This window comes from Wolbachia endosymbiont of Ceratosolen solmsi, from assembly GCF_017869155.1.
Classification (GTDB): Bacteria; Pseudomonadota; Alphaproteobacteria; order Rickettsiales; family Anaplasmataceae; genus Wolbachia; species Wolbachia pipientis.
In genome coordinates, this window is sequence record NZ_CP054598.1 from 818121 (window position 1) to 832047 (window position 13927).

The 13927-nt window shown below is 34.7% G+C and carries 12 protein-coding genes and 1 pseudogene; 2 read left to right on the plus strand and 11 right to left on the minus strand.

Translation table 11 applies throughout. The features are described 5' to 3' along the window. Positions 1-160 precede the first annotated feature (160 nt). Complete coding sequence (mgtE, locus tag HUB95_RS03975; protein ID WP_197907190.1) at positions 161-1531, minus strand: magnesium transporter; 1371 nt, start codon at positions 1529-1531, stop codon at positions 161-163. Between the two features lie 153 nt (positions 1532-1684). Between mgtE and prfB the strand changes: the two genes are divergently transcribed. Then, positions 1685-2789 (plus strand): peptide chain release factor 2 gene (prfB, locus tag HUB95_RS03980; protein WP_209452330.1). Its coding sequence is split into 2 segments (ribosomal slippage): positions 1685-1759 and positions 1761-2789, totalling 1104 coding nucleotides; the frame shifts between segments, so codons are not numbered across the junction. 136 nt (positions 2790-2925) lie between these two features. On the opposite strand, the pseudogene HUB95_RS06620 reads toward prfB, so the two are convergent. The 10 genes and pseudogenes from HUB95_RS06620 to HUB95_RS04045 form a co-directional block, all read right to left on the minus strand. Further along, positions 2926-4012, minus strand: a pseudogene (locus HUB95_RS06620) (IS3 family transposase). A gap of 78 nt (positions 4013-4090) precedes the next feature. Beyond that, complete coding sequence (pstB, locus tag HUB95_RS04005; protein WP_006280935.1) at positions 4091-4849, minus strand: phosphate ABC transporter ATP-binding protein PstB; 759 nt, start codon at positions 4847-4849, stop codon at positions 4091-4093. Next, positions 4846-5631 (minus strand): 4-hydroxy-tetrahydrodipicolinate reductase, encoded by a 786-nt coding sequence (gene dapB, locus HUB95_RS04010; protein ID WP_010962542.1) that lies wholly within the window; start codon positions 5629-5631, stop codon positions 4846-4848. Before dapB ends, pstB begins: the two co-directional genes overlap by 4 nt. A gap of 146 nt (positions 5632-5777) precedes the next feature. Then, positions 5778-5954, minus strand: a complete 177-nt coding sequence (locus HUB95_RS04015; protein ID WP_153801318.1) for a hypothetical protein — start codon at positions 5952-5954, stop codon at positions 5778-5780. A gap of 83 nt (positions 5955-6037) precedes the next feature. Then, positions 6038-7072, minus strand: a complete 1035-nt coding sequence (locus HUB95_RS04020) for a Fic family protein (protein WP_015589087.1) — start codon at positions 7070-7072, stop codon at positions 6038-6040. 169 nt (positions 7073-7241) lie between these two features. After that, positions 7242-8234, minus strand: coding sequence for a DNA polymerase III subunit delta (holA, locus tag HUB95_RS04025; protein WP_015589088.1), 993 nt, complete (start codon positions 8232-8234; stop codon positions 7242-7244). A 5-nt stretch (positions 8235-8239) separates the two neighbouring features. Beyond that, a complete protein-coding gene (locus tag HUB95_RS04030) occupies positions 8240-8419 on the minus strand; it encodes a hypothetical protein (RefSeq protein ID WP_010082539.1) in 180 nt (59 codons plus the stop codon). Between the two features lie 131 nt (positions 8420-8550). After that, entirely contained in the window at positions 8551-9351 is an 801-nt protein-coding gene (locus HUB95_RS04035) for a metal ABC transporter permease (protein ID WP_010962536.1), read from the minus strand. Between the two features lies 1 nt (position 9352). Next, entirely contained in the window at positions 9353-9709 is a 357-nt protein-coding gene (locus HUB95_RS04040; protein ID WP_015589089.1) for an Mth938-like domain-containing protein, read from the minus strand. Positions 9710-9712: 3 nt separating this feature from the next. Next, positions 9713-10579 carry a 4-(cytidine 5'-diphospho)-2-C-methyl-D-erythritol kinase gene (locus HUB95_RS04045; RefSeq protein ID WP_015589090.1) on the minus strand — a complete coding sequence of 289 codons (867 nt, stop codon included), beginning with the start codon at positions 10577-10579 and terminating at the stop codon, positions 9713-9715. 81 nt (positions 10580-10660) lie between these two features. On the opposite strand from HUB95_RS04045, the gene HUB95_RS04050 reads away from it, so the two are divergent. After that, positions 10661-13921 (plus strand): UvrD-helicase domain-containing protein, encoded by a 3261-nt coding sequence (locus HUB95_RS04050; RefSeq protein WP_209452331.1) that lies wholly within the window; start codon positions 10661-10663, stop codon positions 13919-13921. Positions 13922-13927: the final 6 nt, after the last annotated feature.

Below are 13927 nucleotides of genomic sequence, written 5' to 3' on the forward strand. Positions count from 1 at the left end.
CCACAGATGTACGAACATTGTGATTTGGGCACACCAGGAAGAATGTCATCCAAGTAGCCCCTTTCTCGTCATCCCGCTACTTGTTAGCGGGATCTATGCTAAGAGATACCGCGAATGAATCGCGGCATGACGGTTCGCGGCGGTATAGCTATAGATAGTATTAGCTATTTAATAAAAAGATCGTAGCTAAACCAAGAAATATAAAAGCTGAGAGAATATCAGTTGTTGCCGATGTTAGGATTGAAGAAGAAACGGCAGGGTCAGACTTTAAGCGATGAAGCATTATAGGAATGAAAGTTCCGATGAACGTTGCAATAATTGACATCATAATCATGGAGACCACAAAAATCATCTCCACTTTGAAGTTGTGAAACCTTATTGCTAACACTACTAATGAAATAGTAGATAAGATCACCCCGTTTATAAGACCTATTAAAAATTCTTTCATCAGTATTCTTTTTGCATTTTGCTCAGTTAGATATTTTGTTGCGATTGCCCGGATGGTTAGCGTTACTGTTTGGGATCCTGCATTTCCGCTCATTGATGCAATTATCGGCATGATTACTGGCAGCACTATAAAACTCTTTATTACATCATCGAAAAAGCCAACTACTATGGAACACATTGTTGCAGCTAAGAGGTTAAACAGTAACCAAGGTAGCCTTTTAATTATAGTTTTATGTATAGGGGCATTTATATCGGCTTTAGAAGATACACCGCTTATTTTGAGTGCATCCTCTTCTGTTTCTTGTTGAACAACTTTTATCACATCTTCAATTAAGATCACACCAATAATTTTACCATTCTTATTTACTACCGGAGCCGATAATAGAGAGTAATCTTTAAATATTCTTGCTACTTCCTCTTGGTCTACTCCAGTTTTAATGATTTTTATGTCATGATCCATTATCTCTTTTATTATTGTGTCTCCTGAGTGAGATATTACCTTATTTAAATTAACACTGCCTATAGGCTCTAATTTTGAGTTGATAATGAATATCTGGTGAAATTTTTCTGGTATTTTTTTATAGTTGCACACAAATTCTGTCAGTTGATTTATTGTCCAATAATATGGAGCTATAACCATATCTTTATGTATTAACCTTCCTGCACTTTCTTCTGGATATGATAGCAACTCCTCTACCGATTTCTGAGTTTTGCTGGGCAAATAGTAAAGTATATTTTCTACAGACTTTCTATCTAAATCTTTCACTATGGTTACTATATCTTCTACATCAAGGAGCATTAGTAACTTTGCTGTATTTTCTATTCCCAATGTTTCTATGATCTCTATTTGTAAATCTGGCACTACATGCACTAGGGCATCACTTAACAAATGTTGATCGAGGATATTAACTAATTTCTCCCTGTGATCACTGATTGAAGTAGATAAAAAATAAGCTAACTGAACGCTATCTATCGTTTTTACAATACTACAAACATTCTCTAGCTCCTCGTTATCAAGTGACTCTATTAAGTCATCAATAGCCTTTTTGTCTAAACCATAATGAGAACTTATTTTAATATTCATTACTTTACCTTATTTTTTAATAAATATACGCGCTTGATTTCCTTAAACATTAAAGTATAATGAAATTATTTAAATTAACTATCATATGGTTAAATTTCTATTTTGTTTACTGTTATTGTTATTGATAGTAAATATATTAAAATCTAAAGTATAATGAAAACTTATCCAGAAATTCTTGAACACTTTCAAAGCTTAAATAAAAGTATTTCTCTTATCAGGAGGTGTCTTTGACATAGAAAAATTAAAGTTGCACCTTGAAGAGCTTGACTCCCAAGCGTCGAATGATGACCTATGGCAAGATAACCAAAAAGCACAAGAAGTTTTAAAAGAACGTTCTAAAATTAAGAATGACGTAGAGTCGTTTTTAAAGCTGGAAAGCGATTACAACGATGCCATCAGCTTAATGAAGTCTGCTATTGATGAAAATGATGAAGAATTTTTCTCTGAAGTTGAAAATGAATTAGCTAAGCTAGAGAAATTAATCAAGTATAAAGAAACAGAGTCCTTATTTACTGGTGAAGCAGATAATAATAACTGCTTTTTAGAAATCCACTCAGGAGCTGGCGGAACCGAGAGCAATGATTGGGCTGAAATGCTGATGCGCATGTATATAAGGTGGGCAGAAATTTATCACAACTTTAAAGTTGAAGTTGTAGAAAAATTAGAAGGAGAGTCAGTTGGTATAAAGTCTGCAATGATAAAAATCGTTGGAGAAAAAGCTTATGGGTGGGCAAAAAGTGAAAGTGGAATTCACAGGCTGGTTAGAATATCGCCGTTTGATGCAAATGGTAAACGTCATACCAGTTTTGCAAGTGTAGGAGTAACTCCAGTGATAGAAGATTCAATTGATATTGCTGTGGATGAAAAGGATCTAAAGATCGACACCTACCGAGCTTCTGGAGCAGGCGGTCAGCATGTGAACAAAACTGAAAGTGCGGTACGCATTACGCATATTCCAACTGGTGTTGTAGTTCAATGCCAAAATGGTCGTTCTCAACACAGAAATAAAGATGAGGCATTGAAATTACTTAAAGGACGTTTATACCAAATTGAACTGGAAAAAAAAGAACAGAAAATGGCTGAAGAATATGGTAAAAAATGCGATATAGGCTGGGGTAATCAGATCAGATCGTACGTTATGCATCCATATCAAATGGTGAAGGATTTAAGAACCGGACATGAAGTGGGCAATATAAATTCTGTTTTTGATGGTAATATAGATTGTTTCATAGTTAGTGTGCTTACTAAGCAAAATTAGGTAGGGTTGACTTTCTTGCCATAATATATGATAATTAAAATATTGTTAAAGTAGGAGTAAAGTTATGGCGATTAAATATGATCAGTGGAAAAGTGACCTTACCCAGAAAAAGTGGAGAGAAAGTTTGGAATGTTTTTTACAAAAAGAATGATGCATCAAATTGTTCTGGAATGCAATAGTTAATAGTGACGTTGTTTGTTATAAAAAATTTCTATGTATTCAAATATTGCAGTTCTAGTTTGTTGAGCAGAGTGTTGTGAAGTATCAATAAGTATTTCTCTTTTCAATGAGCTAAAGAAGCTTTCCACAACAGAATTGTTGTAACAACAACCTTTATGACTCATCTATATTCTTTACAGCTAAGAGATATTGATAACCTTGCGAAGTATATTGTGAACCTTTATCACTATGTAATAGTAGATTTTTGGCAGGTTTACGCTTGTTAACGTCCATTAATAAAGAGTCCATAACCAATTTATTGAACTGCTCATTAACTACCATGCGTAAATATAGATCGATTATTGTTGCCAAATATAGCCATCCTTCTTTGGTTTTTATATAAGTAATCCCATACTTTATTTGGTTGATCGACAATAAAGTTTTGGTCTAATATATTGGGAGCTACTGTCCGTTTGTTGTTTCTTAATTTTAAATTTTCTTCTCAATATAGCCTGAATACCATTTTTCTGCATAATACTTTGCACTGTTTTTAAGTTGCAACTTTTACCCAAAGCCTTTAATTCAGAATGAATTTTAGGAGCTCCATATCTACATTTAGAAGCTTGATATATTTTTTGAATATCTGCTAATGACTCTTTATTTGCTGATTCTCTACTGCTTATTTTCCTTGTAGTCCACTTATAGTAGCCACTAGCAGAAAACCCTACATAATTCCTGCACTTTATAGTGTTTACTATGCTCTTTTATGAAAAAATATTTTACTCTTTTTGACTGGCCAGGGCTTTTTTTAAAATGTCTCTTTCTCTTGTTACTTTTGCTAACTCTTTCTGTAAATCAAATCTCTCTTTGTCATAAGGTGCTACATCTGGAAATGCATTTGCCGCTGACTTTTTTTCGTTATATTTCTTCATCCATTTTCCTAATACACTATCCCTTATTCCTAGATCTCTTGCTACTTTTGCAACTGGTTGACCTACCTTTCTTTGTTCATTTGTCAGCTTAACAGCTTCCAATTTGAATTCTGCCTTATATTCTCTTGCCATTTCTAATCCTTCAAAATTTTATTTTACCCGAAAAAACTCCTTTCTTTCTCTCCACTTTTTCTGGGTAAGGTCAGAAATTTAATGATCCAGGATATACTCCTTTGTTAAGGGAGATTGAGCATTTTCGAATATTTCTTGAGTGCTTCCAGACTCAACAATTCTGCCATTATGAAAGAAAATTACACTATCAGATAACTTTTTAGCTTGCTTCATTGAATGAGTCACCATAATTATAGTAAATCTTAATTTCAGCTCTTGTATAAGATTTTCGATTGCATTGGTTGCCATTGGATCAAGAGCAGAGCACGGTTCATCCATTAATAAAATAGTTGGCTTCACTGCAATTGCGCGAGCGATGCATAGCCTCTGTTGTTGGCCACCGGATAAATTGAGTGCGCTATCTTGCAATCTGTCCTTCAATTCTTCCCATAAACCAACCTTGGTTAAACTATTTTCCACCATCTCATTCAATTTTTGCTTATCCTTCGCCATACCATGCAATTTTGGCCCACAAGCAACATTATCATATATTGATTTTGGAAAAGGATTTGGCTTTTGAAATACCATACCAACTTTTGCTCTAAGTAGTACAACATCCATATCGCGTGAATATATATCACCCAGCCCATCGATATCTAATTCACCAACAGTTTTGCAACCTGGTACATAGTCATTCATACGATTAAAACAACGCAAAAATGTTGATTTACCGCACCCGGATGGTCCGATAAAAGTAGTAACTTTTCTTTTATAAATATTCAAATTTATATCGAATAAAACTTGCTTAGAGCCGTACCAGAGATTTAAATCTTTAACAGAGGCACGTGTATTGCTCATATCACATCCTGCATTGAATAGAGCCCCGGAATTTCTCTTTTATTTTCGTATAGCCATACTGCTGCTTGAACAGCTCCTCTAGCAAATGTTGTGCGATCAATTGCTTTGTGGTTTAGTTCTATCCGTTCATCAGAATTAACAAACATCACGCTGTGATCTCCTATTACTCCACCTCCACGAGATACTGCAAAACCTATTCCCCCCTTTTTCCTTATGTTTGAACCACTATGTAAATATTGATTGGACTGAAAATCCACTTTTGAAGCGTTAGCAATTGTTTTGCCAAGTTCTATAGCTGTTCCAGATGGTGAATCCTTTTTTAAGTTATGATGCATTTCCCAAATCTCAACGTCATATTCATTACCTAAAAGCTCAGCAGCTTTTTTTACCAATTTCAGCAACACATTAACCCCAACACTCATATTTGCTGACCATAATATTGGAACTTCAGCAGCATATTCTTTCAAATCGACACCTTCTATTCCAGTTGTGCCACTAACCAGCGGTGTTTTAAATTTTACAGCTGCTTTAAGGCAGTCTAACATACATTCTTTAGTTGTAAAATCTATTACAACGTCAGATGACTCAAATATGCCACTAATAGAACTTGTAACTTTAATTCCTAGATTGGCTATAATTGGTCCAATATCTGAATCTATGTACTTACTACCTGAACGGGCAACAGCACCTGCTATTTCCACTTTGGTATTTGTAATTAATTCATTGAGTATTTTTTTGCCCATTCTGCCTAAGCAGCCTATTACTCCAACTCTGATTTTCATAAAACTTTTTACGTTTATTAAGAATGTTAGGCCTTTTTTTAAGCTCTGTCACTTCTGATCTATATTCTATAGCTGTACGAACACTGCAATTTCAGATCCCAGTGCCTTGACCACAACTATTGCAATATGGTACATAGTGAACGATGTCATTCCAGTCTGGAATCTAGCCTTTCTGCAATCTCATCGAAAACGTTGTAACCACTTTCTATGCTAGTTTGCTTGCTTACAAGCAAACTTTTCTGGATCCCAGTGTCTGGGCACTGGGATGACAGGAGAAGGCACTGGGATGACAAGAATAGGGCACTGGGATCTAGTGGGCTCAAACTACAATGTTTGTACAGCTGTGATCTATATTCTATAGCTGAATAATTTAACAATTCAAAATGAATACATATCCTATTGAGCTCTATATTACATACCAGGTTGCTCTGCCTTTTCCATGCTGAGTAATGTGATTACTCTTTACGAGATTAGATACGTGCTTCTTTAAGGTATTGCAGTTTGCTTTAGTAATATTTTCCAAATCCTTAATTGTAAGACGTCCATGTTTGCTGAGTAGTGCTAGTATTTCAGCAGAAAGTGGTGGTAAATAGAGATTTAACACTTTTTCATGTGACACCTTTTGTTCAAGATAAAATTTTTGCTTTTGTAGTGACCTTAAAAAGAACATAAGCCATGGATTAAAATCATTGCTGCTCGTCTTCAAGGATTGTTGAGTACGACGCAAAGCTAAGTAGTAACTCTCCTTATTACTTTCAAGGGAACTGTAAGGTACATAGATATACCCTAACTTTAGTAACAAGAAAGTTGTGAGAATGCGTGATAATCTGCCATTTCCATCCTGGAAGGGATGAATAGCTAAAAAAGTAACTATAAAAATGCCAATAATTAATAGAGGGTGTAACGATTTCACCTCTAATTGCTGGCTAGTCCAATAAATAAGTTCTTGCATTTGTGTTGCTGTCTCAAATGGAGAGGCTGTTTCAAAAACTATGCCCAAGCTTTTTCCAGATTCATCAAACGCTTCAACATGATTGGGGAATTTTTTATATTCTCCCATGTGCCTTTGATCTTTATATGAAAATTGTAAAAGCCAGATGTGAAACTGTTTTATAGTGTTTTCTGTAAATGGCATCTTGTTAAAGTTTTGAAATACTTCTTCACACACATACGCATATCCGGCTATTTCTCGTTCATCTAGAGAACGAAATGAGCGTGTATCAAGTTTGGATAGTAATTGCTCAACTTCACGGTCTGATAATCTTGCCCCTTCAATACGAGTAGAAGAACCAATACTTTCAATTGTTGCAATTTTCTTGAGCATTTGTAAACGTTCTGGAGCTAAATTACCAAACAATTGCCATGCTCCTTTAAATTCATCAATTTCAGCAACTAATTTTAACATTTCAGGTGTTATTACAATTTTTGAAATGTCAAACATATCTGTATTTTTATCTAGTTATATTCAATTATATTCGAAAATATCCTATTAGCAAAGAATACTTGTGAGACACACACTAAAGAATGAATTTTGGTAGGCATAAAAGCAGCTATTTTATGTTAAAATACAACATTTTGATGAAATTATAAGAAAGGCTGGATCCGAGTAGTCAGCTACCCGTCAGTGCATGTTGAAAAATCATTTTATGATCTAAATCAGTTTTTTTACAGGTAACTTCTAAGCTTATCAATTTTTCCAAGATCTTCTTAAGTTCTGAAAGTTGCAAACTTTTCAAATGAGATTTAAAACTCTGCAATTGTTTAAAAAACAATGGAGGGCTTAGCTGATCAATCGCAGCCTGCTCACTCATTCCACCTTGCACTGACAGCAAAACGTTTTCAAGGCGTAGGAAATAATTTGATATAATGCGAATTAGCGCTATCGGTGAAAAATTTTCTTGCGATACCAATGCATCAGAAATTCTAATGAAGCGCAACATATCTTTACTTGCTATGGCAGAACATAAATCATCAAGTGTAGCATAGTCGTTGCCGGAAGTTGAAAAGCATAATTCTATATCAGTAAGTTTTAGGTCTTTTCTCTCCCCTAAGTATAAAACTAACTTCTCAAGTTCTGAACATATAGGCAGCTTGCTATGATTAAAGTAAGATTGCAAATGGTAGATTATCTCATTTGTGCATTTTATATCATTTTGTTTTAAGTAACTTGATATAATGTCATAAAGATTGCTGTTGCTGTCCTTATAGCAAGCAATCACACCAAAAATTTTTGAACTCTCCATATAACTTTTAGTCGCAGAATTATATGGAAGATCACTTGCTACCATCATTACATAGTGACCACTTGCGTTATAATCCAATACGTTTTTTAACTCTTTGGATATACCTCCACTCACATTTATCAGCTTAATTAATTTTTTGCTGGTAAACATCGAAACGTTTGCCAATTCAGAAAACAGTAAACTGGGTGACTTATTCACTATTGCAAAATCCATCACCTGAACTGAATACTCACCCAAATTAGCAATTATTTCTTGTACATAAAAATCAACCCTACTGTTATCACTTCCATGAATTAACACACCACGTAAAGCATCAGGTTTCTCTAGGAATTTTTTAACTTTGGATGGTGTGACCCTCATGCTATCTATATGATATCATTCTCATTTGACTGTACATGAGTATCCAAAGACTCTGAGTCTCCTTGTGCAATATTATGCACATCACCTGCTACATCATCTGACTCTTCTGTTTTTCCTGTAATATAATTATAAAATTTTTTCACAGGTTGAGATATATATTTGGAAAAAAATCCTTCTTCGCTCATATTGCTTACTCCATAAAATTAACAACTTATCATTAGCATATAAATAATAGTATAGCAAAAACTATTTTGTGCTAAGATAGTGATGTTTTATAATGAGTATATTACAAAATTATTAACATTCGAGATCAAAATTAAGCCAACCTGCTTAATACTAGCCTTATAAAATAAGCGATAATTAAATATACCGCTGCAACAAGTATAATTGCAGGTCCAGTTAACAAATCAAAACTTGCAGATAACATGAGACCTGATATCCCAGAGATCACAGAAAAAACTGTTGCAACAATAATCATCTGCATTGGAGTTTTCGAAATGAGCCTTGCAGATGCTGCTGGTATTAGCAAAAATGCAGCAATGAGTAATATTCCTATTAGTTGGGCAGCAATTGCTATAAATATAGCAAGAGTGATTAAAAATTCTAGTCTAACAAAGGTAACATTAATTTTTTCAACTACTGCTAAATCTTGATTAATTGAAATCATTAACCAATAACGCCATCTAAATATTAATATCAAAGTAACTACTGCAGAGGTTAAAAAAATCAATACTATATCACTTTGATCGAGCGTTAATATATCACCAAACAGTGAGCTAATAATACTATTATTGCCAGATGGAAGAAAAGACATAAGTATTAAACTCGATGATAAAACTACATTGGTAACAATGTTCAATATCGTATCAGCAGAATATAATCTGTTAAAATTAAGAGAAAGTAGTATAGCAAATGTAATTGCAATGAGCATTATGCTAAGCGATGGGCTAATCTTAAAGATTAAAGCAAGTGCAACACCAAGCAACGAAGAATGGGACAAACTATCACCAAGATAAGATAACCTTTGCCATATCATAAACGATCCTAAAGCGCCTGTTACTAGGCTAATTACAACTACTGCAACTAGACTATTGATGAAAAAGTCCTGGGTAAGCATGCTATATGGCTATTAGATAACTGACAACAAATCTATCTTCGGATATTAAAACGTTATGGGTTCTGCATGCAGAACCTGTTGTCATAAATTCAAAATTTAAACCTTTTTGTTCCATAAGATAGGACTTCACTGAAGAACTTAGTATATTGCGTGTTTTACCAGTACCTATTATCAAAATTTCTATTTCCTCTGTTAAAAAAGATTTAAAATGTTCCTTGCTATTTATATCACTTTCTTTCAATTTAATCACCTTTTCAGGAAAAATTATAATTGAGCCGCAATATTCTCTATTATTCACCAAAAATTTTCCTTCCCTGTAACCATTTATAAGATTTTTATTCTCGGAAATTAAGGGCATAAGTCAAACTATTAATTGAGTGTCACATACCCACCATTCTGGTTGCTTTTTTCCGATATTAACTGCAGCAGCTTTTGCATTTTCCTCACTATCGAATATTCCAAAACATGATACACCACTGCCTGACATGCGAGAAAGTATAGAGCCTTCTTGTGACTCAAGTGTTGATATCACATCCTTAATTTCAGGTACAAAGCTTATTGCTATTTCTTGAAGATCGTTTCTCGTCTCTTTAAGAAGCTTCAACAAATCCTTTTCAGCGTCATCGCTCCATTTAATTGGCTCAGAAAATTTTCCTTCATGTTTGGAAAATACCTCTGGTGTACTCAAAAACCTTTTTTTCGGTTTCACAAGCACCACATTTGTAGGTAAAGAGAATTTTTTAATGTGGCATAATTCTTCGCCAATACCTCTAACAAAAACTGGCTTGCTATCTACGCTTGCGGGAACATCAGCACCAACGTTTAAGGCTATTTCATTTAAAATCGTCCTATCAATCTCCCACAGCTTCCCTAGCGTACGTACCACAGCTCCAGCATCTGAGGATCCGCTACCAAGTCCTGCAGCAATTGGTATGTTTTTTACAACCTTTACAGTGACTTTAGTGCGTACAGGAGCATGCCTAAGCAGCAGATTAACCGCTTTCATTACAGTGTTATACTGGTTATTTATTCTAGACTCGGAGTTTATAAATTCAACTGTAGAGTTATCGTATCTAGAATCCTTCTCACCTACTTTTATTTCCAAAAAATTAGAGAGATTAGCAAAGACAAATAAACCTTCAATCAAGTGATACCCTGTTTCTTTTTTGTCTACAACATGCAAAAAAAGATTGATTTTTGCAGGCGCCTTTACACAAAAACTTTTCATTATATATCTTCACTAACACTATTTTTACATTATATGTATAATGCTATTCTAGTCAACTTTTATAAGGTTCTCGCACTTCTGATGAGATCAAATGCCATAAATCCTAATTTCTCTGTGTGGGTAAATGCGTCCGCTGGTACAGGCAAAACAAAAATCTTAATAGACAGAGTATTGAGACTTTTATTAGAAAACAAAAGAAATATTCTTTGCTTAACATTCACCAATGCTGCAGCAAACGAGATGGAGAATCGCATTCACAGCATACTCAGTAAGTGGGCAATATGTTCAGATAGTGAATTAATAATGGATCTGGAACAACTAGATTTCTTTCCGATGTACCCCTACTTGTCATCCCAGTGCGTGACACTGGGATCCAGAAAAAATAAAGATTATTTAACAAGAGCAAGAAGGCTTTTCTCTGAACTGGAAAATCTTGGTCTAACTATACAAACCATACACGCTTTCTGTTACAAATTAATTTCCAGCTTTCCCATAGAAGCTGGCATTGCTCCAAATTGCACGCTGAGTGAATGTAAAGAATTACATTCACTCATATTCAATAAAGTGCTTCATAACGAAACTGTGCAGGATGATATCAACCTTATTGCAACTGAAATTGATGAAAATAAACTACGCGATTTGCTTTATACTTTATGTGTAAAAAGATCGATGTCAGCAAATGATTCGAAATATATCAAAGATAAATTGAGCGCCCCAGATGGAATTCATGACTTACAGAGTGAAACAATTGAGCACGTGGGAAGACTAGCCGAGATATTAAGTGAAGGCAGTAAAAGAGATCAGAGTTATAGTGAAATACTTTATTCTACTGTCATCCCAGCTGGGATCCAGAAAAAAAGAACCAGTGTCAGCTACTCGGATGACACCGGAATAAAGTGGAATGACACCAAAATAGAAAACCTAGCCAAGGTATTTCTAAAATCAGAATCGCACGAAAAAAAGAGCATATCATCCATTGCAACAAAAAGTATTTTGGAGAAATTCAAAGATGCAGAGCAAATAATAGAGAGCGTTCAGAATGTAGTATTTACCCATATAAGAGACATGAACTCTTATCAAATATTCAAGAGAACCAGTAGCTTACTTGGTATATTTAAAGTATATGTTGATCTATACAGTAGCGAAAAATCAAAAAATGCACTGCTTGACTACAATGATATAATTGGCTTAGCAACAAATCTTCTCAGCAATCCAAACTATAAAGATTGGATATTGTTTAACTTGGATCAAAAAATAGATCACATCCTTGTTGATGAGGCACAAGACAATAGCATCAGCCAGTGGAAAATTATAACAAATCTCTGCGATGAATTTTTTGCCGGTAATGATGAAAAGCGAACCTTATTTGTAGTTGGTGACGTAAAACAATCAATATACAGATTTCAAGGAGCAAATCCCCATCTATTCAACTATATGCAACAATACTTTCATACGAAAACTGGTGTTAGAGATTGGATATCATGCCAACTTGAAAAGTCATTTCGCTCAACTCCAGAAGTTTTGATGCTTGTAGATAGAATATTTAATAACTTCCGCGCAGAAATATCTTTTAATGATAATGAAATAAAACATGTTCCACATAGAGAAAATGACCAAGGATATATTGAAATTTGGCCAGCGTTACCAAGGCGCAAAGAGAAAGAACAGCGAGCTTTACAAATTCCTCTGACATGCAAGGAAGGTTATACAATAGCAGATCGATTACTTGCTCAAACAATAGCTAACAGAATTCACAATTGGTTAAACGAAGGGCGGATTTTAGTCGCTAAAGATCGCCATATAGAGCCAAGAGACATTATGATTTTGGTGCGACAACGAAACGTGTTAGTTGATTACATAATAAGCGAACTTAAAAAAGCAAATGTGCCAGTTGTAGGCCGGGATTATTTTAGAATTATGGACTATATAGCCGTGCAGGACTTAATAGCTTTGGCCGAATTTTTACTCCTCCAGGCAAATGATTTAGCTCTTGCAAATGCTTTAAAATCACCGCTATTTAATTTCACCGAGGATGATTTATTTAACATTGCATACGACCGTAAGGAGCATTCACTATGGGAAAGAATTCAGGATTATTCTGTGGTTATCTATAGTGAATTAAACTATCTCATTAACTTATCTCGCATAGAGTCTCCTCTTGCACTATTTACACATATATTGCGCACAGGTAAGAAGAAATTTGCTGCAAGGCTAGGTCTTGAGTGCTTTGAGGTTCTAGACGAATTTATGAACCTTGTGTTGCAATTTGAAAACCCATCTCTTCAAGCGTTTGTTCAATGGATCAAGGAGAATAATCCGGAGATTAAGAATGATATGCAATCAGAACGCAATGCTGTGCGAATAATGACGATTCACAAATCAAAAGGCCTGCAAGCTCCCATAGTATTTTTGGTTGATACAAATACGGTGCCAAGAAGCAATGAAAGTATCATCTTTGATGGAATGGAAGTGCCATTTTGGTGTAGAAAAAACAACAATGCTTATTGTGATCAAGTAAAAAGAGAGAAAAAACTAGAGGATTATAATGAATATTTGCGTTTATTATACGTAGCACTCACGCGTGCTGAAGATGAGTTATACATCTTAAGCAAAGAGGCAGTGCAAAAGGGCTCTTGGTATGATTTAATCACTCAGTATGGAACATCATATGAAAAGAAACAAGCATGCTTACAGCCAATATTTAAAGAAAAAGTTGAAGTGCTATGTGTGAACGCAAACTACCCTTACATTTATAAAAAACGTGATTACTTTGACGTTCCGGTCATTTCTCTTCCGCCAAACCTATCAATGTCATTCCAGCACGTAACGCTGGAACCTAGAGAAAAAAAGCCAGTGTCTAGCTACTTGAATGACAAAAAAAAGAGCACTGGGATGACAGATGGTTATGCAAGAGGCCTAATAATTCACAGCATATTGCAGTATATGCCCAAGATAGAAAAAGAAAGGAGAAAAAATTGGGTCAGAAAATACCTTGATAACATCAACACCAGTGAAGATAAGGATGAAATTTACAGTAAAATATTGGCCTTTAATGAAAAATATGGCTATTTGTTTGACTTAGGAGGCAAATCAGAGATTACACTGAGTGGAATAATCGATGGCGAACCAGTATTAGTACGACTAGATAGGCTATGCATAACGCAAGATAAAGCAATCATAATTGACTACAAGTCACACCGTAACGTTTCTGTTTCCTTATTAAATGAAATAAAAAAACAGATGTTAATCTATAAAACCTTAGTACAAGAAATATATCCAAACAAGCAAGTAGAGTGCGTGGTTATTTGGGTGGAAGATTTAACCATTCAATCTGACTTTTAACGAAAC

Excerpts from the sequence above, each read along its gene's own strand:
- mgtE (WP_197907190.1), bottom strand. The coding sequence starts at position 1,531 with ATGAATATTAAAATAAGTTCTCATTATGGTTTAGACAAAAAGGCTATT.
- pstB (WP_006280935.1), bottom strand. The coding sequence starts at position 4,849 with ATGAGCAATACACGTGCCTCTGTTAAAGATTTAAATCTCTGGTACGGC.
- dapB (WP_010962542.1), bottom strand. The coding sequence starts at position 5,631 with ATGAAAATCAGAGTTGGAGTAATAGGCTGCTTAGGCAGAATGGGCAAA.
- HUB95_RS04020 (WP_015589087.1), bottom strand. The coding sequence starts at position 7,072 with ATGTTTGACATTTCAAAAATTGTAATAACACCTGAAATGTTAAAATTA.
- holA (WP_015589088.1), bottom strand. The coding sequence starts at position 8,234 with ATGAGGGTCACACCATCCAAAGTTAAAAAATTCCTAGAGAAACCTGAT.
- HUB95_RS04030 (WP_010082539.1), bottom strand. The coding sequence starts at position 8,419 with ATGAGCGAAGAAGGATTTTTTTCCAAATATATATCTCAACCTGTGAAA.
- HUB95_RS04035 (WP_010962536.1), bottom strand. The coding sequence starts at position 9,351 with ATGCTTACCCAGGACTTTTTCATCAATAGTCTAGTTGCAGTAGTTGTA.
- HUB95_RS04040 (WP_015589089.1), bottom strand. The coding sequence starts at position 9,709 with ATGCCCTTAATTTCCGAGAATAAAAATCTTATAAATGGTTACAGGGAA.
- HUB95_RS04045 (WP_015589090.1), bottom strand. The coding sequence starts at position 10,579 with ATGAAAAGTTTTTGTGTAAAGGCGCCTGCAAAAATCAATCTTTTTTTG.
- HUB95_RS04050 (WP_209452331.1), top strand. The coding sequence starts at position 10,661 with ATGAGATCAAATGCCATAAATCCTAATTTCTCTGTGTGGGTAAATGCG.